Below are 23,478 nucleotides of genomic sequence, written 5' to 3'. Positions count from 1 at the left end.
TGCAAATCCCAGACGACCGGCTTACTCAACCACCAAGTTATTGAACGCCCGATTGCTGAAATAAAGCAGGCAGTCGCCACCATATTTTTACTGGTGATGGTTTTCACGGAAGTATCATGGGGGGTCAGCAAAGTTAAGTCTGCGAAAAATAATTTGTAATAAACTCTACATAAATGTAGTATTAATTACATGAACAATTGGTCTTTACTTATAACAAGCCTTCCTACCGAAAACGCAACGGTTCGCATGCGCGTGTGGCGATCATTGAAAGCTTCGGGCGCGGCCGTGTTGCGTGATGGTGTTTACTTGTTGCCAGAACGCGAGTCTTGTCGCGAAACACTAGCCGCCATCGCTGTTGACGTGCAGGCTAATGGTGGTACTGCTTTGGTGTTGCGGGTTGAGGAACCCGAAGATAGACATTTCGTCGACTTATTCGAACGTCGCGAAGAGTTTTCGGCGCTATTGGTGGATCTAGCCAAATTGCGCGAAAGCCTGAGCGCCGAGACTGCTCAAGATGTTCTCAAGCAGTCTCGAAAACTCCGTAAAGCCTTTACCAACCTGTCTGCCATCGATTTTTTTCCAGGCGAAGCGCAAAGGCAGGCCGAAACGGCTCTGAACGAACTCGAAGCATCGATTGTACGAGTTCTGTCCCCCGATGAACCGCATTCGATTCAAGGCTCAATCCCGCATTTACCCATGACCGATTACCAAGGCCGAATTTGGGCTACCAGGAGCCGGCCTTGGGTAGATCGCCTATCCTGTGCGTGGTTGATTCGACGCTTCATTGACGCTCAAGCGCAAATTCTTTGGCTGGCTTCTCCCAATGATTGCCCCGCTGATGCACTGGGTTTCGATTTCGACGGCGCGACCTTCAGTCACGTCGATGGCCGCGTGACATTCGAGGTGTTGTTGGCGAGTTTTGGTCTCGAAGTACCGGCGCTCAAACGAATGGGGAGCTTGGTGCATTTTCTGGATGTTGGCGGGGTGCCCCCCCCTGAAGCCGTCGGCATTGAGAGCGTACTGTCAGGACTGCGTGACATCATCGACGATGATGATCAATTTCTAACAGCCGCCAGCGCAGTGTTTGACAGTTTGCTAGTGACTTTTGAAAAAGGAGTAAGCACTCAATGACTCGACCTGAAAAACAGCCACCCGAGCACAGCGTAACGAGCCCCAATCCGGTTGGCTTCTGGGACGCATTTCGCTTCTGGCTAAAGCTCGGTTTTATCAGTTTCGGTGGCCCAGCCGGGCAAATTGCCATCATGCATCAGGAGTTAGTTGAAAAGCGGCGTTGGCTATCTGAAAAGCGTTTTTTACATGCTCTCAATTACTGCATGCTATTGCCGGGACCAGAAGCGCAGCAGTTAGCCACCTATATCGGTTGGCTGATGCATCGCAGCTGGGGCGGCGTCGTTGCAGGCGGCTTGTTTGTTTTACCATCACTGCTGATTCTGATTGGCCTGAGCTTCATTTATATGGCCTATGGCCATATGCCGGGGATTGCTGGTGTACTTTATGGCATCAAACCGGCGGTGACAGCCATTGTTATCTTTGCTGCGTATCGCATTGGTTCAAGGGCGCTCAAGAATTGGGTGCTGTGGATTATGTCGGCATTAGCATTTCTGACGATTTTTTTATTCGACACACCCTTTCCGTTGATTGTGCTGATCGCTGCCCTCTTCGGTGCCATTGGCGGCAGAGTGGCGCCTCAGAATTTTACGACGGGCGGCGGACATGGCTCCGCCAAGCAGGGCTACGGTCCTGCATTGATTGACGACAATACACCCACACCCGCTCATGCCTTATTCAGTTGGCTGGGTTTGGCAAAAGTGACTCTGACAGGTCTGATTCTCTGGGGTGGAGCCATCGGTTTTCTGTGTGCCCGCTATGGCTGGGATGGCGCATTGACACAAATGGGCTGGTTCTTCACGAAGGCGGCTCTGCTCACGTTTGGTGGAGCCTATGCGGTTCTGCCTTACGTTTATCAAGGGGCGGTTGAGCATTTCCACTGGCTGATACCGCATCAGATGATTGACGGTCTAGCTCTCGGTGAAACCACGCCTGGTCCATTGATCATGGTGGTGACCTTTGTGGGTTTCGTCGCCGGATGGACGAAGGAAATTTTCGGCCCCGACCAACTGTTTTTGGCTGGAACCATCGCGGCAATAGTGGTGACTTATTTTACCTTTCTACCCAGTTTCCTGTTCATCCTGGCTGGCGGTCCATTGGTGGAATCAACCCACGGCAATCTGAAATTCACCGCGCCGCTGATCGGCATTACCGCTGCCGTGGTCGGCGTGATTCTCAACCTGGCGGTGTTCTTCGCTTGGCATGTGTTTTGGCCGCAAGGCTTTGCGGGGCGTTTCGATGCCATTTCAGCAATCATTAGCCTTTGCGCCTTTTTTGCACTGTTTCGTTACAAAGTGGGAGTAATCCCGGTAATCGCAGCATGTGGTGGCACCGGGCTATTGTTTAGTTTCATCAAAATCTGGCTTGCCCAGCAAGGAGTTGTTATATGAATACCCTGCGTCAATCTCACGTTTTAGCGCTGTTGATCTCATCACTGCTGGGCAGCGTGGCCTACGCTCAAGAGCCTAGTCAGCATGCGGGGACTCTGGATACCGCCAGGATAGAGCAACTGACCGGTGCCAAAGGCAAACTCGACACCGCCGAAAATGTATTCAAGGTCACCGTTCCACGTAGCGATTTGGCTGTTAGCGTAGCGGGCGTAAAAATGACTGCGGCGACGGGATTCACTTCATGGGCCGCCTTTACTCCGGCAGGCGATCATACCATGGTCATGGGGGATATGGTTTTACAAGAGAACCAAATCAATCCGGTCATGAGCACGGCGTTGGAAAACGGCATTGAGGTCACGGCTTTGCATAACCATTTCCTCTGGGATACGCCGAAAGTGATGTTCATGCACATTGGCGGTTCGGGTGAAGCGGAAAGTCTGGCGACGGCTGTTGGCAAAGTGTTTGCCAAAATCAAGGAAACTAGCAGTGCTAAAACCCCAGCAAAACCTAAGTCGTTCGATGTCGTTAAGACCTCGCTCGATCCTAAGCCTCTTGAAACCATTATTGGTTCGCCCATTGAGAAGACCGGTGAAGTCTATAAAGTCACCATTGGTCGAACCACGCAAATGGATGGTCATACTATTGGCAAGACCATGGGTGTCAATACCTGGGCGGTGTTTGCCGGCAGCAATGATAAGGCTATCGTCGAAGGCGACTTTGCGGTGTTGGAGTCCGAACTGCAAGGTGTACTGAAAGTCTTGCGCGGCGCAGGTATCGCCATCACCACGATCCACAATCACATGGTCGGCGAATCGCCACGAATTTTATTCCTGCACTACTGGGGCGAAGGTAACGCTAACGATCTGGCCAAAGCCTTTAAAGCGGCGCTAGACACTCAATCTAAAACTTGAGGGAATATTAGGCTTTGTATTTCAGCTATTTTAAAAAGAAGCCGACATTCGAGGTTTGTGAGGTTGAAAGTCGCTTCGGGTCGGACTCGGTCGGTAGCGGTTTGGCCATTTCTTTGGGAATAATAAGGCTCATTTTTTCTGTTTCTGAAAGAGCTCGACCGCATGATTGTGGTCTTGCAGGGTCGATGAAAACACGTGCGTGCCGTTGCCTTTGGCGACAAAATACAGGCTGTTGCCGGCATCGGGGTGCAGGGCGGCATGTATCGCCTCGCGTCCCGGCATCGCGATCGGCGTCGGCGGCAAGCCTTTGATCAGATAGGTGTTGTAGGGCGTCTGGGCTTTGAGATCCTGCTCGGCGATATTGCCGTGATAGTTGTCGCCCATGCCGTAAATCACGGTCGGGTCGGTCTGCAGCGGCATGCCGCTTTGCAGGCGGCGGACCATCACGCCCGCAATCAGGGCCCGTTCATCTTCCGCGCCGGTCTCTTTTTCGATGATCGAGGCCAGGATCAATGCCTCGTAGGGCGAGTTCAACGGCAAATTCGCCGCTCTTTGCGGCCATTCTTCCTGTAACACCGACTGCATTTTGCCGTAGGCCCTTTTCAGCAAAGAGACATCGGACATGTTTTTCTCGAAGAAATAAGTATCCGGAAAAAACAGGCCCTCGGCTTTGCTTTCGCTGATGCCGAGCTGGGCGCGCAAGGCTTCCGGGGAAGCATCCTTAATCGTGTGTTCGATATGCGGATTGTTGTTCATTTCGGCCAGGATGTCGGCCAGGCTCCAGCCTTCCGGGAAGGTGATGCTGTGCTGGCGGGTCTTGCCTTCGGCGATCTGGTCGATGATCTCGGGCAGGGTCAGGCCGGTGGCGAATTCGTATTCTCCGGTCTTCAGCTTGGCGGCCGCTTGTTTTTGCAGCGTGATGATTTTGAACCATAACGAACTGACCCTCAGGTGCTGTTCGGCCAATTTTTCGGCGATCCGGCCCATCGAATCGCCCTTGACGATTTCGATCACGACCGCATTGTCTTTCACGACCGGCGCCTGCAGGGCTTGGCGGTAGTCCATCCAGGCCCAGCCACCGGCGAAGCTGATGAACAAGAGGGTCAAACCAAATATTTTATTGCTCACGGCGAAGCGTCTCATGTTTATAGTCGGCTAGCCATTGCTGGATTTTCCGGGTGACAGGACCCGGCTCGAAAGCGGTCTGATCGATCCGTTTGACCGGCCAGATGCCGACGATTGAGTTGCAGACAAAGATTTCATCGGCCGATAATAAGAGTTCGGAAGTATAACTCAGTTCATTAACCGTAAGTTGATGCTGGTTGGCAAGCTCCATGATCAGGCCGCGGATGATGCCGGCGATGCCGCTTTGTGCGAGCGTTGCGGTATGAAGCGCATGATCCTTCACATAAAACAGGTTGGTCATCGTGCCTTCGATCACCTGGCCGGCGAAGTCCAGCATGATGCCTTCCTGAACGCTCTGATCGGTCCATTCGGCGCGGGCGAGCACCTGCTCCAGACGGTTCAAGTGTTTGATGCCGGCCAGGGCCGGATTGATGCCGAGTCGCGTTTGGCAAAAGCGGGCATGGATGCCCTCCGTGCCAAAGGCGTCCGGGTAATCGGGGTAGGGATGCAGGCTGAGAATTCGGGTTGATTGTATCGCCTCCGGCCGCCGGTAACCGCGTCCGCCGGAGCCCGAGGTCACGATGATCTTCAGTACGGCCCGGCCTGGGGCTTGCCGGCACAATAGGCCGGCTTCTTCGGTGAGAATGGCCAAGGCAGGACACGGAATCCCGAGCCGTCGGCAGCCGTCTTCGAGGCGTTTCAGATGCCGATCGAAAAAAACCGGTCTTTGGCCGTTGACTTCGATCGTCTCGAACAAGCCGTCGCCGTATTGCAGGCCGCGGTCCGAAACGGGCAGGGTCTCTCCGGGTTCACCATTGACAAGCAGCATTGGCGGACAGGGCGACCCTGCGCAGGATCGTCGCTTATGCGTAGCGTTTGAAAATCAGCGTGCCGTTGGTGCCGCCGAAGCCGAATGAGTTCGACATCGCGATATCGATCTTCATGTCGCGGGCGACATTCGGTACATAATCGAGATCGCATTCGGGATCGGGGTTGTCCAGGTTGATCGTCGGCGGCGCGATCTGATGCTTGATGCTGAGCGCAGTCAATACCGCTTCGATACCGCCGGCCGCGCCCAGCATGTGGCCGATCATCGACTTGGTCGAGCTGACCGCGACCTTGTAGGCGTGATCGCCCAGTGCCGACTTCATCGCCTGGGTCTCGCCGACATCGCCGGCCGGCGTCGAGGTGCCGTGCGCGTTGATGTAATCGATGGCGTCTGCGTTCAGGCCGGCATCGCGCAAGGCATTACGCATGCAGCGCGCCGCGCCTTCGCCGCCGGGTGACGGAGTGGTCATGTGGTAAGCGTCGCCGCTCATGCCGAAGCCGACCACTTCCGCGTAAATCTTGGCGCCGCGCGCTTTCGCGTGTTCGAGTTCTTCGAGCACGACCACACCCGCGCCGTCGCTGAGCACGAAACCGTCGCGGTCTTTATCCCAGGGCCGGCTGGCCGCGGTCGGGTTGTCGTTGCGGCGTGACAGGGCTTTCGCGGAAATGAAGCCGCCCATCGCGGTCGGCGAAGTCGTACAGCGCTCGGCGCCGCCTGCAAGCATCACGTCGGCGTCGCCGTGTTGGATCAACCGCGCCGCATCGCCGATGTTGTGGGTGCCGGTCGCGCAGGCGGTCACGATCGCGAAATTCGGGCCTTTCAGGCCATATTTGATCGACAGGTTGCCGGCAATCATGTTGATGATGTTGCCGGGCACGAAAAATGGCGAAATCCGGCGCGGACCGCTTTTGTCGTACAGTGCATAACATTCTTCGATGCCGGTGACGCCGCCGATGCCGGCGCCGATCGCGACGCCGATCCGTTCCGCATTGGCTTCGGTCACTTCGATGCCGGAATCCTCGAACGCCTGACAGCCCGCCGCCATGCCGTAATGAATGAATCCATCCATGCGCTGCGCGTCCTTGGCCGGGATGTATTGGGTGACGTCGAAATTGCGAATCACGCCGCCAAAGGTGGTGGCGAAAGGCGAAATATCAAAGGAATCGATAGGACTGATGCCGCTTTTACCGTTGATGATGCCGTCCCAGGTTTCTGCTACCGTGTTTGCTAAAGGCGTAATGGCGCCCAAACCGGTGATTACGACTCGACGTGTGCTCAATGTGTGTTACCGTGTGGAATCTGTGGTTTAGAAAAATCGGGGGGTAAAGCTTAGTGGATGCGCAGGATGTCATCCACTAATGAATCGCTGCTAGATCAATCAGCCGTTCTTTTCGACGTAATCGATGGCTTGCTGAACAGTGGTGATCTTTTCAGCTTCTTCGTCTGGGATTTCGCACTCGAATTCTTCTTCCAGCGCCATAACGAGTTCGACGGTGTCAAGAGAGTCGGCGCCCAGATCATCTACGAAAGATGCGTCATTGGCGATATCTTCTTTAACGCCCAATTGCTCTGCAACAATTTTTTTTACTCGTTGTTCAACATTACTCATAATTATTATCCTCAAGCAAAGTAAATATACAGTAGATATAAATCATATATTTACAATGGTGTTGTTGTTGGTATTACTAGAAATCCCGTCCACGGAAATTCCAGACGGTAGCCAAAATTATACTGTAATCTGAAGTCAAAGTCACAATATTAAGCTGGCCGCCCGCCCGTTTGACATCGGTCCGTGGTGAAATGAGATCGGAAGTTACGGCATGTACATGCCGCCGTTGACATGCAGGGTTTCGCCGGTGATATAGGCGGCGCCCGGCGAGGCCAGGAACGAGACCGCGTGCGCGATTTCCTCGGGTGAACCGAGCCGTTCCAAGGGGATCGAAGCCAAGAGCGAGGTCTTGATGTCGTCGCCCAAATCCTTGGTCATGTCGGTGTCGATGAAGCCGGGCGCAACCACGTTGACCGTGATGTTGCGCGAGCCGACTTCTTTCGCCAGCGATTTGCTGAAACCGACGATGCCGGCCTTCGCGGCCGCATAGTTGGCCTGGCCGGCGTTGCCGGTCGAACCGACGACCGAGGAAATGCTGATGATGCGGCCGGTGCGGGCCTTCATCATGCCGCGCAGCACCGCCTTGCTCATCCGGAAAACCGAGGCGAGGTTGGTGTTGATGATCGCATCCCATTCCTCGTCTTTCATCCGCATCAATAGATTGTCGCGGGTTATGCCGGCATTATTCACCAGCACGGCCGGCGCGCCGAATTCGTCATTGACGGTTTTGATCACCTCGGCAATCGAATCGGCGTCAGCGACGTCCAGACGCAGGCCCTTGCCGTTTTCGCCGAGATAAGCCGAGATGGCTTCCGCGCCGCTGTCGGAGGTTGCGGTGCCGACCACGAAAAAACCGTCGCCGGCCAGTCTTTCGGCAATCGCTTTGCCGATGCCGCGGCTGGCGCCCGTCACTAATGCGACTTGTTTAGCCATTTAACAGCTCCAAAGTAGTTTGTAAGGATTTGCTATCGAAGATCGACACATGCTCGGCACCCTTCACGATGCGTTTGTTCAGGCCGATCAGTACCTTGCCGGGGCCGCATTCGACGAAACGGGTGACGCCCTGGTCGTGCATGAACTGGATCGAGTCGACCCAGCGCACCGGCTTGTACAGTTGTTCTTTCAAGGTATTGCGGATCACTTCCGGCGCGCTGTGCGACATCACATCGGTATTATGGATCAGCGTGATGTCGGGGCTATGAAAAGGTATTTGCTCCAATTCCTCGCCGAGTTTCTCGGCGGCGCCGGCCATCAGCGCGCAGTGCGACGGCACGCTGACCGGCAGCAGCACCGCGCGTTTGGCGCCGAGCGCCTGCGCTTCGGTGATCGCGCGCTGCACCGCGCTCGCGTTGCCCGCGATCACGACCTGTCCCGGCGCATTGAAATTGACTGCCGCGACGATTTCTCCCTGCGCGGCTTTTTCGCAGGCCTCCGCGACCTGATGGTCTTCCAGGCCCAGAATCGCGGCCATCGCGCCGATGCCTTGCGGAACCGCTTCCTGCATCAGGCGGCCGCGGGTCGCGACCAGACGGATCGCATCTTCGAAAGCGATCGCATTCGCGGCGACCAGGGCGCTGTATTCGCCGAGGCTATGACCTGCGGTCCAGGCCGGACGCACGCTGCTTTGCTTGCCCCAGATTTCCCAGATCGCAATGCCGGCGGCCAGCATCGCGGGTTGGGTATTTTGAGTTTGATTCAAGTCCGCTTCGGGGCCGTCGCTGACCAGTGCCCACAAATTGTTGCCCAAGGCGTCGGAGGCGCGTTCGAAGGTGTGTTTGATTTCGGGGAAACTGGCCGCCAGGTCGGCCATCATGCCGACCGACTGAGAGCCCTGGCCTGGAAAAACGAAGGCTAAGTCGTAGGTTTTTGTGCTCATGGATGTGTCGAGTGTCTTTAAAGGCTTTGTTATTTTTCTCGAGGTGCAAGGTAAAAAATGATTTTTGCCTTGCGCCTGCTTTTTAGTACTTCAACAACGCCGAACCCCAGGTAAAGCCGGCGCCAAACGCTTCGAGCAGGACTACCTGGCCGCGCTGAATGCGCCCGTCGCGCACGGCCTCGTTGAAGGCCAGCAGCACCGAGGCGGAGGAGGTATTACCCTGGTTTTCGAGCGTGACGACGACCTGTTCCATCGGCATTTTCAATTTCTTCGCAGTGGCCTGGATGATCCGGATATTGGCTTGGTGCGGCACCAGCCAGTCGATCGCTTCCTTGTCCAGGTCATTCGCTTCGAGCGTTTCGTCGACGATCCGTCCGAGCGTATTGACCGCGACCTTGAAGACTTCGTTGCCGCGCATGCTGATATAACCCGGCTCATGCGGGTGGCCGTTGGGTGCCGCCTGCGGATTGGGGCAATAGAGCAGTTCTTCGAATTCGCCGTCCGAATGGATGTGCGTGGATAAAATGCCGGTTTCCTCTGCGGCGCCCAAGAGAATCGCACCGGCGCCGTCGCCGAACAGGACGCAGGTCGTGCGGTCGGTCCAGTCGACGATGCGCGAGCAGAGCTCGGAGCCGACGACCAGGGCCTTGCGCGCCGCGCCGGTCTTGATATATTGGTCGGCGATGCTGAGGCCGAAGATCGCGCCGGAACAGGCGGCCTGCACGTCGAATGCGACGCAGTTCTTGATGCCGAGACGCTGCTGCAGCAAGCAGCCGGTGCTCGGATAGACGCGATCCGGGGTGCCGGTCGCGACGATGATCAGATCGATTTCCTCGGCATCGATGCCGGCCATCTCGATCGCCTGGCGCGCGGCGATTTCGGCCATGCTGGCTGCGCTTTCGTCGGACCCGGCGATGCGGCGGCTCTTGATGCCGGTCCGTTCGAAGATCCAGCTGTCGGAGGTGTCAACCGTTTCCGAGATTTGATCGTTCGTTAAAATTTCGGAGGGAAGATAACCACCGGTTCCGATGACTCTTGAATAGCGGGTCATGAATACGTTTCCAAAGACAGGTTTTGTTCGACCTGCTGGCTGATTTTTTTGATGACGTCTTTTTTGACTTCAATTTCGGCCAGCTGTATCGCGGTTTTGAAAGCCAGCACATCGGCGCCGCCGTGACTCTTGATCACCAGGCCGCGCAGGCCAAGAAAACTGGCGCCGTTGTAAAGGCGCGGGTCGATGCGCTTTTTGAATGAGGACAGGACCGGATACGCGATCAGGCCGACCGTCTTGGTCAGCAGATTTTTCGAAAATGCTTCCTTCAGCAGCGTGCCGATCATTTTCGCGGCGCCTTCGATCGACTTCAGCGCGACGTTGCCGACGAAGCCGTCGGTCACGATCAGGTCGACTTTTACGTCGCCTGCGTTCAAGGAATTGCCTTCGACATAGCCGATATAGTTCAGCGGCGAATTCTCGAGCAATTTCGCGGCGGCCTTGACCTGCTCGTTGCCCTTCATTTCTTCCTCGCCGATGTTCAGCAAGCCGACGCGCGGCGATTCGATGTTCTCGACCGCCTTGACCAGTTCGGCGCCCATCACCGCGAATTCGAACAGATGCTGCGCGGTGCAATCGACATTCGCGCCGAGGTCGAGCACATGGGTATGGCCGTGAATGGAGGGCAGGGTCGAAATGATCGCGGGGCGATCGATGCCCGGGATCATTTTGAGCACGAAACGGGCGGTTGCCATCAGCGCGCCGGTATTGCCGGCGCTGACGCAGGCGTCGGCCAGTCCGTCGCGGACCAGATTGATCGCGACCCGCATCGATGAGTCCTTTTTGTTTTTCAGGGCTTTCGACGGTGGCTCGTCCATTTCGACGCATTGGGAGGCGTGATGTACGGTCAGCCGGTCGCGGTAAGTCTCGATGTCGGCTCCCAACTTCTGTTTGATGACGGTCTCGTTGCCCACCAGAATCAGCTTCAAATCCGGATTGTTCTTCAAGCAATCCAGCGAGGCCGGTATCGTTACTTCCGGGCCATAGTCCCCGCCCATCGCATCAATCGAAATTGTTAAACTCACCTTAACCGATATCTCCGCATTAAAAACTAAAAAACCGAACCGGTAAGGGTTCGGTATCGCGTCAAATTAAAGCGTTAGGCTTATTCTTCGTCGCTGGTGGTCGTGATTTGACGGCCTTTGAAATAGCCATCCGGGGTGACGTGATGACGCAGATGGGTTTCGCCGGTCAACGGATCTTGTGACAGCGCGCGACTGGTCAAGGCATCGTGCGAACGGCGCTGGCCGCGTCTTGAACGGGAAACTTTACTTTTTTGTACTGCCATGAGGGCTCTCCAGATTTTTTAAGTTGGTTAAAATGGAAAAGGGATTATCCTGCCGTTTTTGCCGATCCGCCTCGGGTTGACTCGGCGTACGGCTACCCGTATCCTGATCCGCGCAGGGCTCGGGATGTTTCGGGTATTGGGGAAGATTTAGCAACAATTCGTCTTCGACGATGTCCTGAAGAAGAACTTTTTCTTCTTCCACGAACAAAGGCTCGAAGCCTGGAGGCAAACGGTCTATTTGCTCCAGCGAATTGACGATGCCCAGATGGATTTCCGCTTGCACGGGCCAATCAAGGGCTTTTAGGCAATTCTGGCAGACCAGTTGCAGATGGGTTTCAATCTTCCCTTCAATCTTGGCCAGTCTGCCTTCACGGCTGAAAAAAAGATCGACGACGACTTTGCCGTCGGTATCGAACAGCATGTCGCCGAGGCGGCCAAAATCTTTTAGCGAAAGCTCCCCTTTAAGTTCACCGCGCTTGTCGGCGAGGTGCAGCGGGTCAATATATCGGGGCAGGCGATCTAACATAAATCGGTAATATTATCGTGAAACCCTGTCAGGGTCAAATGCTAAATGATTTTAATGCCTTATCACGAGGGCTCCAAATGGTAACAGGAAAAACCGGATGAAAAAATGGCTTATCACCGTTTGCTGAACGAATTGCCGTTGTTGACGGAGGAGTTCGAACGCTTCTTGCCGACAGTGACCTAAGTCGCATACATCAAGTAAGGTTTTGGTGTTATCCCCCCTTAAAGCGGGGGTTTTGCACCGTTTATTCGGTTTTAATGTCATGCAAGGCAATAAAAATGCTATATAAACAATAAGATAAATATTTTGAGCGGGCTGGCATGGTATTCGCTAAGGCTTAGACATCTGAATCAATAATGGAGAGACTGATGTCTAGTACTGTTTCGCCGGGCCTGCCCAAAACGGGGATTGCCGGGCTAAAAGAAAATTGGCGTACCGACCTGTTGTCGGGGTTTTTGGTGTTTTTGATCGCGCTGCCGTTGTGTTTGGGCATCTCGATGGCGTCGGGCTTTCCGCCTTCGGCCGGCATCATCACCGCAGTGATCGGCGGGGTGCTGGTTTCAAGGATCAACGGTTCGTTCATGACGATCAACGGCCCCGCCGCCGGCTTGATCGTGGTCGTATTGGACGCGGTGCAAAACCTCGGTCAGGGCGATGCGATGGCGGGTTACCGCTATACCCTGGCCGCGATCGTAGTTGCCAGCGCGTTGCAAATCGCGATGGGTTTTTTGAAGGTCGGCCGGCTCAGTTCGTTTTTTCCGGCCTCGGTCGTGCACGGCATGCTGGCCGCGATCGGGATCATCATCATGGCCAAGCAAATCCATGTGATGCTCGGCGTGACGCCGGAAAAAGGCGATCTGTTTTCGACGATTGCGCAAATCCCGCACAGCATCATGAATCTGAATCCCGAAATCGCGATGATCGGCGTGACCAGCATCGCGATCCTGATTTTCTGGCGGGTGGTCCGGGAGCCGCAACTGAAAATGCTGCCGGCGCCTATCCTGGTGGTACTGGCGGGTATCGGTCTGGCGCGTTTTTATGACCTGGATCATGAACACATGTATTTGTTCCTGCCGGATGCGAGTTTCCTTCCGCATCATGAGGCCACGGTCGGGCCGAAGTTTTTGGTTGCGATTTCGGATAATTTTCTGTCCAGTTTTTACTTTCCGGATTTCGCGAAGATCGCGACGACCGAATTTTGGGAGGCGGTAGTTACAATTTGCCTGGTCGGTAGTCTCGAAAGTCTGCTCAGCGCCGTCGCGGTCGATAAGCTCGATCCTTATCACCGGCATTCGGATCTGGATCGCGATTTGACCGCGGTCGGCGCCGGCAACCTGGTTGCAGGCATGCTGGGCGGCCTGCCGATGATCGCCGAAATCGTCCGCAGTTCGGCCAACTGCAATAACGGCGCGAAAACCGGCTGGGCCAATTTTTTTCACGGGGTGTTTTTACTGCTGTTCGTGGTGCTGTTTCCGCGCCTGATCCACAGCATCCCGTTGGCGTCGTTGGCGTCGCTGCTGGTGTTTACCGGTTTTCGCCTCGCCTCGCCGAAGGAATTCGCGAAAGTGATGGGTATCGGCAAGGAACAATTGTTCATGTTCGTGGTGACCATCATCGGCGTGTTGGCGACCGACTTGCTGATCGGTGTGGCGATCGGTATCGTGGCCAAGTTTGCAATCCACATGTTCAGAGGCGTCAGGGTGAACAATCTGTTCAAGATCCATTTCGTGCTGGAGCCGATGGAAGACGGTTCGCTGCTGGTCGAAATCGTCGGTGCGGCGATTTTTTCGAACTTTCTGGCGCTGAAAACCGCGCTGGCCGGGATCGACAAGGGCAGGCATGTGATCTTTCAATTGAGCAATGCGTATCTGATCGATCATACGGTGATGGAATTCCTGCACGATTTCCAGCACAATTATGAAGCCGCAGGCGGTTCCTGCGAGTTTTTCGGCATGGAATATCATGACACTTACTCGCGGCATCCCTTGGCGGTGCGCAAAATGAAAAGAGACCATATGTGCAGACGGCGTTCCGATCATCACGGGTTGCCGGCTTACACAAACCACAGGCCGACTTCGACGAAGGAGGTCTAGCCGCCGGAGGCCAGGGCGCAGAGGACGTGCGCCCTGGCCTCCGGCACATCCATCGTGTCCGTATCAATTATGCAATTCTTGAATAGTCCCGTCCAACACCGCGTTTTGGCTTTTTTATTGTTGATGTCGCTGATGCTGGCGATGTTCATCGGCATGATCTGGCGCAATCTGCATCATTTCAACACCGTTTTTTCGCATGTGAATTATTCGCACAGCGTGCAGCATGCGTCGGTCGCGCTGCAAACCTCGCTGATCAATTATTTGATCAAGGTCAGCCCGCTGGTCGAAGCCGAGAGTTTGCGTCCGACGATCGAGGCGTTGAGCGACACGGTCGTCGAATTGAACGCCTTGTTTGCGGAAAGCGGTTTTTTGGCCGAAAACACCGCGGCTAACATGGCCATCGTCAAGGCGATACTGGATGAATGGCCGCAACCCGGCGGCAGCGAAAAACAGGAGCGTTTGATCAGCGCGCTGAATCTGCTCAGCGATACGCTGGATAATGAGCTTGGGCAGCGCGAGAAATTGCTTGGCGAGATCAGCCAGGACACGCAGACCGAACTCGACCTGGCCTCGGTCACCTTCGTCGCGATCGTGGTGGTCGCCTTTGGTTTTTTTTACCGGCGCATTTTGCATCCCTTGCACGATCTGAGGCTGCTCTTGCAGCGTTTGACCGAGGGTAATTTTACCCGGATTACGACCGATCATCTCGATCCCTTATTATTGCCGGTCTTCAACAGCTACAACGACATGGTCAGCCATCTGGCCGAGCTCGAGGAAGCCAAGCGGCTGTACGCGCAATCCTTGCAGCGCGAAGTCAGGTTGGCGACCCAGGCCCTGCTCGAACAGCAGGCCAGCCTGGCCCGGGCCGAACGGCTGGCCGCGGTCGGCGAAGTCGCGGCCGAACTCGCGCACGAGATTCGCAATCCCTTGGCCGGCATTCAAATCGCATTCAGCAATTTGCGCCGCGAAATCAATAATCCGGAACAACATGACCGGATGGAGCTGATCGGCAACGAACTGAAACGGCTCGGTCATTTGCTGAATGATCTGTTGAACCAGAGCCGCCATGTGCCGGAAATCGCCGATGACATCGACATCGCGATGCTGATTCGCGATCTGGCGGCGTTGACCCGCTACCAAGTTGCCGAGGCGATCCGCCTGGATGTCGTCGCGGAGTCGCCCTTGCAGGCGCATATTCCGGCCGGCGGCCTACGGCAAGCGGTGTTGAATTTGATTTTGAATGCGGCCGATGCGCTCGAAGGGCGCGCCGGCACGATTCGGGTGGAAGCGGCGAAAAGCGCCGAAGGCATCAGGATCGATGTGCTGGATGACGGCCCCGGTTTTTCGCGAGAATTGCTCGAACAGGGCATCCGGCCGTTTCGCACGACCCGGCAACGGGGCACCGGCCTGGGTCTGACGATGGTGCAGCGGTTCGTGAAGGATACCGGCGGCAGCATCAGGCTGACGAACCGGGCGCCGCATGGCGCCTGCGTCTCGCTATTTTTACCGGTCATGGATCAGGAGTCGCATTGATGATAGAAACCTTGCTGATCATCGAAGATGAAAAACTGTTGGGTTCCGAGCTTTCGCTGCATTATCGGAAGGCGGGATGGGAGGTCATTTTAGCGGCCACCCTGGCCGAAGCCGAAGACTGGCTGCTCAAAAAAAACCTGGCTCCTTTATTGATTCTATCGGACCTGAATCTGCCGGACGGCAATGCCTTGGATTTGATGGAAAAAATGAAGAAGAAGGCCGGGCATGCCGAATGGCTGTTTCTGACCGGTTACGGAAGCGTGCCCGATTCGGTCCGGGCATTGCGGCTCGGCGCCTATGATTTTCTGGAAAAACCCTGCGATCTGGAGCGGCTCGATCTGGTCGTCGCGAGCGCCGCGCGTAGCGCCGCGATCGTCCGGCGTGTGCACGAACAGGCCAGCCTCGGCCATAAACGCTATTCGCCGAATGCCTATGTCGGCCGGAGCCGGCAGGCGCAGGAGGTGCGGCAATTGTTGCAGCGCCTGACCGAAGTGCCGTTCAGCGCGCTGATCATCGGCGGCGAAAGCGGTACCGGCAAGGGGCTGGTCGCGAAGATTCTGCATTACGGCGGCGCCCGCGCGCAGCAGCCGATGATCGAAGTCAATTGCGCCGCGCTGCCCAGAGAATTGCTCGAATCCGAATTGTTCGGCCATGAACCGGGCGCGTTTACCGGCGCGACCAGTCGTCATCGCGGGCTGCTCGAACAGGCCGACGGCGGCACCTTGTTCATGGATGAAATCGGCGAAATGCCGCTCGATTTGCAGGCCAAGCTGCTGAAGGCGATCGAGGATCACAAGGTGCGCCGGCTCGGCGGCGAGAAAGAGGTCAGCGTCGATGTGCAGATCGTCGCGGCCAGCAACCGTGATCTGGAACAGATGGTGCGCGAAGGTGGTTTTCGCAGCGATCTTTATCATCGTCTGAGCGTGTTCAAGGTGATGCTGCCGCCGCTGCGCGCCGCCAAAGAAGATCTCGAAGATTTGGTGCCGTTATTTGTCGCCGAATACAACGCGAAAGCCGGTCGGCGGGTCAAGGACATTCCCGAGGAGGTCTGGGCCAAGCTGAAGAGCCATGACTGGCCGGGCAATGTGCGCGAGTTACGTAACGTGATCGAGCGTTGCGTGTTGTTTGCCGATGGACCGGAATTTCCCGGCCAATGGCTGCAATTGCCGGGCCAGGCGAGCCTGTTGTCGCAAGCCGGCGTGACCGACAAAAACATGCTGCTGTTGCCTTTGGACGGCAGCATGGCGCTCGACGACATGGACAAGTTCATCATCAAAACCGCGCTGGAGCGCGCGGATTACAATCTGACCGCGGCCGCCAGGGATTTGGGCGCGACCCGCGAAACCTTGCGTTATCGGGTGCGTAAGTACAATCTGAAAAGCGTTGAATGAATTTTTCGCGCGTTGGCCTTTAAGTCCGGCCAAGGTGACGCCAACGCGTCTTCAGAATAAGTTGCCGCAACTTCGAGGGCCAGATTAGCCGGTTCACGCAAGCCAGAAGCCGCTACTCGCCGCGTTCCGAAAATTGGCGTGACCTATGTTCACGGTGCCCGCGGCGGTCATCGCGCGGAGCCTGCGCGTTGTCTTGTCGTTCCGATCTTGCCTGGAAAGAGGCGCGGCCGGAAAAATCGTTGTCTTGGCGGCTGGCTTCTTGCCGCCCCCAATTTTGCTGGCGTTGCCATTGACCGTGCGCATTCGGCTCGTCCGGGCGGCGTTGCCGGCCCTCGTTCTGATGATCATGCCGATCATGATTCCAATCGTTTTGCCGGTTGCCGTAAGGCTTCGCTGTCTGTGTGTTCCAGTTATAATGGTTATTATTGTCGTGAGCGTGTGAGCCGGGATAGCGATTGAACGTTCCTGGAGCAGGCAACGGGCGACGGTTGTCCTGGTAACGATGGCCGTCGTGGTCATCATAGCGATCGTGGTCGTCATGATGGTGATGGTGCGTTTCGGTGCGGTAAACCGGCGTCGGGTAGGAATAGGTGTTGTAGTAATTGCGTTCGACCACGCCGTAACCGCTGCCGTAGGATCCCGGATAGTAGTAACTGCCTCCGGAACTGTAACCGGAATTATAGCCAGAGCCGTAATAGGAATGGGGATAGGTTGCGCAAGCCGCCGGCAGCGCCGCCAAGCCGGCAAGAATGAGTTTTTTGATGTTCAGGTGCATGGTTTTAACCTTTGACGAGAAAGATTGAATGTTTGCTTGAATCATAGTCGGAATTGCTGAACGGGCCATGAATCGGGCCGCAATTCTTTAATCGATGCCAGGTGTGCCGGCAATCGGCAATACCCGAAATGGGCGATACGGCCATCGTCACAGCATTCGAAAAATTATAATATTAGAGGAAGAAAATGAAGTATGAAGTGATCGATGCGGTAATTTCGCCCGAGGAAGGTCGTCTGGATATCCTTTCGAAGGCCGAGGTCGGCAAGCTCCTGGACACCAGTCAGGGCGGCTTGTACAAGGTATTTCGCAATTGCGCGCTGGCGGTGCTGAATTGCGGCAGTTCGATAGACGACGGCAAGGAGCTCCTGGAGCGCTATCCGTCTTTCGCCATTCGCGTCGTGCAGGAGCAGCGCGGCATCAAGCTCGAGTTGAAGGGCGCGCCCGCGCATGCGTTCGTAGACGGCAAGATGATCAAGGGCATCAAGGAGCATTTGTTCGCGGTGCTGCGCGACATCATCTATGTCAGCGACGAAATCTACAAAAATCCGCTGTTCAATCTTGAAACCTCGCAGGGCATCAGTGACGCGGTGTTCCACATTCTGCGCAATGCGAACATCCTCAGGCCGATGCACAATCCGAACCTCGTCGTCTGCTGGGGCGGCCATTCGATCAGCCGCAAGGAATACGACTACAGCAAACAGGTGGGCCATGAACTGGGCCTGCGCGGCCTCGATATTTGCACCGGCTGCGGGCCGGGGGCGATGAAGGGTCCGATGAAAGGTGCGGCGATCGGCCATTCCAAGCAGCGCATCAAGCAGGGCCAATATCTCGGCATCAGCGAGCCCGGCATCATCGCGGCCGAATCGCCGAATCCTATCGTGAACGATCTGGTGATCATGCCGGACATCGAAAAGCGCCTCGAAGCCTTCGTGCGTACCGGCCACGGCATCGTGGTTTTTCCGGGCGGCGCCGGCACGGCAGAGGAAATCTTGTACGTTCTCGGCATTCTGCTGCATCCGGATAACGAGGCGATGCCGTTTCCGTTGATTTTTACCGGCCCGGACAGCGCCGGAGAATATTTCGAGCAAATCGACCGCTTCATCGCCGGCACGCTGGGGCCGAAGGCACAGCAGCGTTACCGTATCATCATCGGCGACCCGCGACAGGTCGCGATCGAGATGGAGGCCGGCATCCGCGACGTGCGCGCGTTCCGCAAGTCGACCGGCGACGCCTATTATTTCAACTGGATGCTGCGCATCGACAAGGTATTTCAAACGCCTTTCGCGCCGACACATCAAAACATGAAGAATCTGGCCCTGCACAAGAACCAGGAAACGCACGTCTTGGCTGCGAATCTGCGCCGGATGTTTTCGGGCATCGTCGCGGGCAATGTGAAGGACGAGGGCATCCGCGCGGTCGAACAATACGGCCACTTCGAGATTCAGGGCGATGCGGGCATCATGGAGTTGATGGATGCGCTGCTCGCGTCTTTCGTCGAGCAGCACCGGATGAAACTGCCGGGCAAGAAATATGAGCCTTGCTACCGGATCATTCAGTAAAGCCGAAATGATAGAGATTGGGTCTTGTCAACTCCGATGAAAGTGGTATTGACCGAAAAGCCTTCGGTGGCGCGTGACATCGCGCGCTGCCTGGGCGTCAACAACCGGCGCGACGGCTATCTGGAGGGCAACGGCTATCAGATCGTCTGGGCCTTCGGCCATCTGGTCGAACTGCAGGAGCCCGACCAATACAACCCGGCCTGGAAGCGCTGGTCGCTGGAGAGTCTGCCGATCATCCCGGAACGTTTCGCGCTGAGGGCGAGGGGCGACGCGGCCGCGCAAAAGCAACTGAATACCGCCAAACGCCTGTTGCAGGGCGCCAGCGACATCGTTTGCGCGACCGACGCCGGTAGGGAAGGCGAGCTGATCTTCCGTTATATCCTGTCCTGGTGCGGCTTGGAGCATAAGCCGTTTAGGCGGCTGTGGATCAGCTCGCTGACCGACGAGGCGATCCGCCAGGGTTTTGCAGCGTTGCGCGACGGCCAGGCCTTCGAAGGCCTGTACCGGGCCGCCAAGTGCCGCAGCGAGGCGGACTGGATCGTCGGCTTGAACGCGACCCGCTATTACACGCTGAAGTTCGGCCAGGGTTCCTTGCTGTGGACCGTCGGCCGTGTGCAAACGCCGGTGCTGGCGCTGATCGTGCAGCGCGATAAGGACATCGCCGAGTTCAAGCCAAAGGATTTTTGGGAGCTGCACACCCTGTACCGCGAGGCCGATTTTCAACATGCCGGCGGGCGCTTCGAGAAAAAGGCCGAGGCCGAAGCGCTGATGGCCCGGATCGACGGACAGGATTTCCGCATCACCTCGGTCAAGGGCAAGCAGGAGAAGGTCTATCCGCCGCCGCTGTATGATCTGACCGACCTGCAGAAGGACATGAGCATCCGCCATGGCTTCACGGCCGACCAGACCTTGCGCCTGGCCCAGGCGCTCTACGAGAAGAAGCATATCACCTACCCGCGCACCGACAGCCGTTACCTGAGTGCTGACATGAAGCCGCAGGTGAAGCCGCTCTTGCAAACCTTGCGGGCGCGCTTCGACGCGCAGGTCGCGGGCTTGAACCTGGAACAACTGGCGCTGAGCGGGCGGCTGTTCAACGACGCCGGCGTGACCGATCACCATGCGATCATCCCGACCGCGACATTGCCGCATGCGCTGGCCGGCGATGAAGAAAAAGTGTATCGGGCGATCGCGATACGCTTCATCGCGGCTTTTTATCCGCCCTGCCTGAAACGGATCACGACGGTGCTCGGCGAAACGGCCGAAGTCCCTTTCAAGGCGACCGGCACGGTGATCGAGGCGCCGGGTTGGCAGGTGTTGTATCAGGATGCCGCGCCCGCCCAGAGCGATCAGGAGCAGAAAATCCTGCCCGCCTTCGTGCAGGGGGAAAGCGGCCCGCACCAGCCTGCGCTGAAGCAGGGCAAGACCACGCCGCCGAAACACTATAACGAAGCCACCCTGCTCGGCATGATGGAGTCGGCCGGCAAAACCTGCGACGACGAGACGCTGAAAGAGGCGTTGAAGGAAAAAGGTCTCGGCACGCCTGCGACCCGGGCCGCGATCATCGAAGTGCTTGTCAAGCGCAATTATATCCGCCGGCAAAAAAAGCTGCTGCTGAGCACCGAGGCGGGCCAGCGCCTGATCGCATTGATCGGCGACGAGCATTTGAAGTCGGCCGCGATGACCGGCGAATGGGAGTCACGGCTCAAGAAAATCGAACAGAATGATGACGATCCTCGGCAGTTCATGGACGGGATCATTCAATTTACCCGCCACATCGTGGCGCCGTCCGGGCGCTCCGCCGATCACTCAGCGCTGGGCAACTGCCCCTTATGCCATGCCCCGATCATCGAAGGCCGCAAGGGCTACGGTTGCAGCGACTGGCGCAAGGGCTGCACGTTTGTGCTGTGGAAAGAGACTTTCGGGGCACCGGTTTCCCGTGCGATGGCGGCCGAATTATTGCGGCAGGGCTGCACGCGACAAGCTTATCCGGTCAAGTTCAACGGCGAAGAATTGAGCGCCTGGCTGACGCTGGATGCGCGCGGCGAGGTCGGCATCAGGGCGGCGGCGTCCGAGCCGCGCTGAGCGTTCAGCGCTGTTGCCGCCAGCGGAAATAGGTTTTGCCGTCGTCGCAGGCCCAGCTTGCGCGTTGCGTGCCGGTTTTGCTGATCCTTAATTCACAGTGATGCTCGACCTTGAATTTTTCCCAGTGCTCATCGTCCAGATACACCCGGTAATACAGACTGAGCAGGATGATCGCCAGCAAGCCCAACAACAGCGTCAGCAGCGTGCCGATCGGCTGCTCCTGCATGGATTGCCCGGCGGAAGCCAGCCATTGCTTTAATTTCATAATAACAGCCTCAAGCCGATAAACTACACTATAGACATCATTCCCTTTGGAATGATTTCGAATCAATGCGGATGGTGCGGGAATTTACAGCAATTCCCGCGCCATTGTAAGCTTTTTGTCGGTTCATCCGCTGTGTGGCATCGAAAAATGCCGGGGAACAATAAAAAACGACAAAACGCAGAGGGAGAATCAGCATCCGGGCCGAAAAGCCGGAATCAATCGCGATTTGGCTGTCTAACCAAGGCTTGGCGGCATCATGCCCAAACCGAATAGAGAAGGAGAATACTATGATTTACCGAGTCGAAGGCGATATTTTATTGAGCAAGGCGCAGGCGATTGCGCATGGCGTGGGGATCAACGATCCGATGGACAAGGGGCTGGCGCTCGAATTGCACAACAAGTATCCGTCCATGCACAAGGATTTTCACCGCTGGTGCCATATGCACAACACCAAGCCGGGCGAGGCGTGGATGTGGGGCGGGCCGGATAACGTCAGGCTCATCAATCTGATTACCCAGGAAGGCGTCGACAGTCACGATCATCGGCACGGCAAGGCGACGCTGGTCAATGTCCGGCATGCCTTGAGCGCATTGCTGAAGATCATCGCCGCCGAGAAACTGACGTCGGTGGCGTTGCCGCGTCTGGCGACCGGGGTGGGGGATCTGGATTGGGACGACGTCTGGCCTTTGATCGACGAGCGTTTGGGCGGGCTGGATATTCCGGTCTATGTTTACACCGTTTATCATCCGGGACAAGCGGCACGGGAGCCAGGGTTATAAAACGGCAAGGCCCCAAATCCGTGGAGAAATCGGTCAGTCGTGGCCTGAATCGGCTAGCAGATTGGCCAGTAGGGTTTGCAGATCGATTTCCTGGATGTCGGAAAATACGGACGAGTAAGTCGTGGGATCGGCGTCGGTGGTGGTGACGCTGATCCTCGCCGCCGTGCCGTCGCGGCTGATCGAAAGCGCCAGATAATCGCTTAACGCATCGGTTTCCGCGTCGATCAACAGGTCTTGCAGGCTTAATGCGTCCGGTGTTTGTGCCGGAGTCTCTTGTTGGCTATTCTGAAAGTCTTTCATCTTTATTCTCCCGTCCAGCCGATGCGGAGTGATTCGTAGCGGCAGTTCCGCAGTCGTTGCACCATCCATCATCTAGCCGGTTCACGCAGATTGCCGAGTGTTCACAAATGCTGATAGTGTACCGGTTTTTGACGGCCTGTGAATTGTACGAAAGTACTAGGTCCGGAGGTGGGATGAAGGCAGGGTTTGGCGCCGATCAGAAAATCGGCGCGGAAATTCTTTATCTGGATTGGGCTGGGCCGTCAGGCCATTGCGAGGCCGAGGAAATCGGGCAGGTGTGTGGCGGCGCGTGACCGTTTGGCGCTTTGGTTTGATCGATCGACACCGTTGGCGGTGATCGACATCAAGCCGTTATCCAACCTTGAAATCAAGCCTTTTTCCTTTAAGTACCAGAGGTGGAATTCCAGAAGTTCGCGCGGACAACCGGATAAGCGTTCCAGTTCGAGATTGCCCAGACCGGGATTATTCATATTGCGTCGGCGTTTGGCATGCAACAGCGACAACACTTTTTCCTGTATCTCGCTGTCTTCGAAAAGCGTCTCAGGATTTTGGCTACTATCGGATTGCAGCGGGTTCCGGCTCACGTATTTTCTGTATTCGATATCGTATTGCGCTCGGGTTTCCGGATTTCTTAAGGTTTCGTGCGCTTTCACGATGTCGACAAAGCGCTGTTGGTTGCCGGTGCCCTGGATATCCGGATGATAGCGTTGCGCCAAAAACCGAAATATTCGGTCTACCGTATCGGAATTGGCGTTTGGGCTGATTTCGAGAATCTCATAATAATCTTTGAATTCGCTGGGTTCCATTGGATTCCTCCCGAAAGTCTGGCATGAACGGATGGGCGGTCAGCAGCAAGTCAAACGGCATACACTCTTTACCGATAGAGGCTCGATGGGCGCTAACACGACCGAGGCAACCGTATTCAGGACGTAAGCAATTCTGCTTGCCGGTGCTGATTGAAAATCGT

Annotated in this window: 23 protein-coding genes; 9 read left to right on the top strand and 14 right to left on the bottom strand. The window is 56.2% G+C overall.

The genetic code is table 11. The features are described from left to right. The first annotated feature begins 189 nt into the window (after positions 1 to 189). The 3 genes from ACEPPP_RS04990 to ACEPPP_RS04980 are packed head-to-tail and all read left to right on the top strand — an operon-like array spanning position 190 to position 3,430. Positions 190 to 1,131, top strand: coding sequence for a chromate resistance protein ChrB domain-containing protein (locus ACEPPP_RS04990; protein WP_374089945.1), 942 nt, complete (start codon positions 190 to 192; stop codon positions 1,129 to 1,131). Next, positions 1,128 to 2,519 (top strand): chromate efflux transporter, encoded by a 1,392-nt coding sequence (chrA, locus tag ACEPPP_RS04985; protein WP_374089944.1) that lies wholly within the window; start codon positions 1,128 to 1,130, stop codon positions 2,517 to 2,519. The genes ACEPPP_RS04990 and chrA overlap by 4 nt, the downstream gene beginning before the upstream one ends. Beyond that, a complete protein-coding gene (locus ACEPPP_RS04980; protein ID WP_374089943.1) occupies positions 2,516 to 3,430 on the top strand; it encodes a DUF1259 domain-containing protein in 915 nt (304 codons plus the stop codon). Before chrA ends, ACEPPP_RS04980 begins: the two co-directional genes overlap by 4 nt. A gap of 129 nt (positions 3,431 to 3,559) precedes the next feature. Here the strand turns inward: ACEPPP_RS04980 and mltG are convergent, their stop codons facing one another. The 10 genes from mltG to ACEPPP_RS04930 all read right to left on the bottom strand — a co-directional run bounded on the left by mltG (position 3,560) and on the right by ACEPPP_RS04930 (position 11,734). Further along, on the bottom strand, positions 3,560 to 4,558 hold the full coding sequence (mltG, locus tag ACEPPP_RS04975; protein WP_374089942.1) for an endolytic transglycosylase MltG: 999 nt from the start codon (positions 4,556 to 4,558) through the stop codon (positions 3,560 to 3,562). After that, entirely contained in the window at positions 4,548 to 5,384 is an 837-nt protein-coding gene (pabC, locus tag ACEPPP_RS04970; RefSeq protein WP_374089941.1) for an aminodeoxychorismate lyase, read from the bottom strand. Before pabC ends, mltG begins: the two co-directional genes overlap by 11 nt. 34 nt (positions 5,385 to 5,418) lie before the next feature. After that, positions 5,419 to 6,663, bottom strand: a complete 1,245-nt coding sequence (gene fabF, locus ACEPPP_RS04965; RefSeq protein ID WP_374089940.1) for a beta-ketoacyl-ACP synthase II — start codon at positions 6,661 to 6,663, stop codon at positions 5,419 to 5,421. A gap of 99 nt (positions 6,664 to 6,762) precedes the next feature. Then, a complete protein-coding gene (gene acpP, locus ACEPPP_RS04960; protein WP_374089939.1) occupies positions 6,763 to 6,993 on the bottom strand; it encodes an acyl carrier protein in 231 nt (76 codons plus the stop codon). Positions 6,994 to 7,197: 204 nt separating this feature from the next. Continuing rightward, positions 7,198 to 7,926 (bottom strand): 3-oxoacyl-ACP reductase FabG, encoded by a 729-nt coding sequence (fabG, locus tag ACEPPP_RS04955; protein WP_374089938.1) that lies wholly within the window; start codon positions 7,924 to 7,926, stop codon positions 7,198 to 7,200. Then, entirely contained in the window at positions 7,919 to 8,869 is a 951-nt protein-coding gene (gene fabD / locus ACEPPP_RS04950) for an ACP S-malonyltransferase (RefSeq protein ID WP_374089937.1), read from the bottom strand. Before fabD ends, fabG begins: the two co-directional genes overlap by 8 nt. 82 nt (positions 8,870 to 8,951) lie before the next feature. After that, positions 8,952 to 9,920 carry a beta-ketoacyl-ACP synthase III gene (locus tag ACEPPP_RS04945; protein WP_374089936.1) on the bottom strand — a complete coding sequence of 323 codons (969 nt, stop codon included), beginning with the start codon at positions 9,918 to 9,920 and terminating at the stop codon, positions 8,952 to 8,954. After that, positions 9,917 to 10,918 carry a phosphate acyltransferase PlsX gene (plsX, locus tag ACEPPP_RS04940; RefSeq protein ID WP_374090890.1) on the bottom strand — a complete coding sequence of 334 codons (1,002 nt, stop codon included), beginning with the start codon at positions 10,916 to 10,918 and terminating at the stop codon, positions 9,917 to 9,919. The genes ACEPPP_RS04945 and plsX overlap by 4 nt, the downstream gene beginning before the upstream one ends. Positions 10,919 to 11,025: 107 nt before the next feature. Continuing rightward, positions 11,026 to 11,208, bottom strand: a complete 183-nt coding sequence (gene rpmF / locus ACEPPP_RS04935) for a 50S ribosomal protein L32 (RefSeq protein ID WP_326499567.1) — start codon at positions 11,206 to 11,208, stop codon at positions 11,026 to 11,028. Beyond that, positions 11,189 to 11,734 (bottom strand): DUF177 domain-containing protein, encoded by a 546-nt coding sequence (locus ACEPPP_RS04930; protein ID WP_374089935.1) that lies wholly within the window; start codon positions 11,732 to 11,734, stop codon positions 11,189 to 11,191. Before ACEPPP_RS04930 ends, rpmF begins: the two co-directional genes overlap by 20 nt. A gap of 368 nt (positions 11,735 to 12,102) precedes the next feature. Between ACEPPP_RS04930 and ACEPPP_RS04925 the strand changes: the two genes are divergently transcribed. The 3 genes from ACEPPP_RS04925 (at position 12,103) to ACEPPP_RS04915 (ending at position 16,751) form a co-directional block, all read left to right on the top strand. Next, the gene (locus ACEPPP_RS04925) at positions 12,103 to 13,827 is read left to right on the top strand and encodes a SulP family inorganic anion transporter (RefSeq protein WP_374089934.1); all 1,725 of its coding nucleotides are present in this window, start codon (positions 12,103 to 12,105) and stop codon (positions 13,825 to 13,827) included. Between the two features lie 69 nt (positions 13,828 to 13,896). Beyond that, positions 13,897 to 15,360, top strand: a complete 1,464-nt coding sequence (locus ACEPPP_RS04920) for a sensor histidine kinase (protein WP_374089933.1) — start codon at positions 13,897 to 13,899, stop codon at positions 15,358 to 15,360. Then, a complete protein-coding gene (locus ACEPPP_RS04915) occupies positions 15,360 to 16,751 on the top strand; it encodes a sigma-54-dependent transcriptional regulator (RefSeq protein ID WP_374089932.1) in 1,392 nt (463 codons plus the stop codon). The genes ACEPPP_RS04920 and ACEPPP_RS04915 overlap by 1 nt, the downstream gene beginning before the upstream one ends. A gap of 112 nt (positions 16,752 to 16,863) precedes the next feature. Here ACEPPP_RS04915 and ACEPPP_RS04910 read toward each other — a convergent pair whose 3' ends face one another. Continuing rightward, positions 16,864 to 17,526, bottom strand: a complete 663-nt coding sequence (locus ACEPPP_RS04910) for a hypothetical protein (protein WP_374089931.1) — start codon at positions 17,524 to 17,526, stop codon at positions 16,864 to 16,866. Positions 17,527 to 17,711: 185 nt separating this feature from the next. Here ACEPPP_RS04910 and ppnN point away from each other — a divergent pair, with 185 nt between their 5' ends. Both ppnN and ACEPPP_RS04900 read left to right on the top strand, forming a co-directional pair. Beyond that, complete coding sequence (gene ppnN, locus ACEPPP_RS04905; protein WP_374089930.1) at positions 17,712 to 19,085, top strand: nucleotide 5'-monophosphate nucleosidase PpnN; 1,374 nt, start codon at positions 17,712 to 17,714, stop codon at positions 19,083 to 19,085. Between the two features lie 24 nt (positions 19,086 to 19,109). Continuing rightward, positions 19,110 to 21,167 (top strand): DNA topoisomerase 3, encoded by a 2,058-nt coding sequence (locus tag ACEPPP_RS04900; RefSeq protein WP_374089929.1) that lies wholly within the window; start codon positions 19,110 to 19,112, stop codon positions 21,165 to 21,167. Positions 21,168 to 21,171: 4 nt separating this feature from the next. Here ACEPPP_RS04900 and ACEPPP_RS04895 read toward each other — a convergent pair whose 3' ends face one another. After that, positions 21,172 to 21,432 (bottom strand): hypothetical protein, encoded by a 261-nt coding sequence (locus tag ACEPPP_RS04895; RefSeq protein ID WP_374089928.1) that lies wholly within the window; start codon positions 21,430 to 21,432, stop codon positions 21,172 to 21,174. Positions 21,433 to 21,719: 287 nt separating this feature from the next. Here ACEPPP_RS04895 and ACEPPP_RS04890 point away from each other — a divergent pair, with 287 nt between their 5' ends. After that, positions 21,720 to 22,211: a macro domain-containing protein gene (locus ACEPPP_RS04890; protein ID WP_374089927.1), complete on the top strand. Its 492-nt coding sequence runs from the start codon at positions 21,720 to 21,722 to the stop codon at positions 22,209 to 22,211. A 33-nt stretch (positions 22,212 to 22,244) separates the two neighbouring features. On the opposite strand, the gene ACEPPP_RS04885 is transcribed toward ACEPPP_RS04890, so the two are convergent. Both ACEPPP_RS04885 and ACEPPP_RS04880 read right to left on the bottom strand, forming a co-directional pair. Beyond that, positions 22,245 to 22,511: a hypothetical protein gene (locus ACEPPP_RS04885; protein WP_374089926.1), complete on the bottom strand. Its 267-nt coding sequence runs from the start codon at positions 22,509 to 22,511 to the stop codon at positions 22,245 to 22,247. A 242-nt stretch (positions 22,512 to 22,753) separates the two neighbouring features. Beyond that, positions 22,754 to 23,317, bottom strand: coding sequence for a J domain-containing protein (locus ACEPPP_RS04880; protein WP_374089925.1), 564 nt, complete (start codon positions 23,315 to 23,317; stop codon positions 22,754 to 22,756). Positions 23,318 to 23,478 lie beyond the last annotated feature (161 nt).

This window comes from Methylomicrobium lacus, from assembly GCF_041897535.1.
In the GTDB taxonomy this organism is placed as follows: Bacteria; Pseudomonadota; Gammaproteobacteria; order Methylococcales; family Methylomonadaceae; genus Methylomicrobium; species Methylomicrobium lacus_A.
The sequence above is the reverse complement of the archived record's forward strand: the minus strand, read 5'-3'. Positions and strand labels throughout refer to the sequence as shown.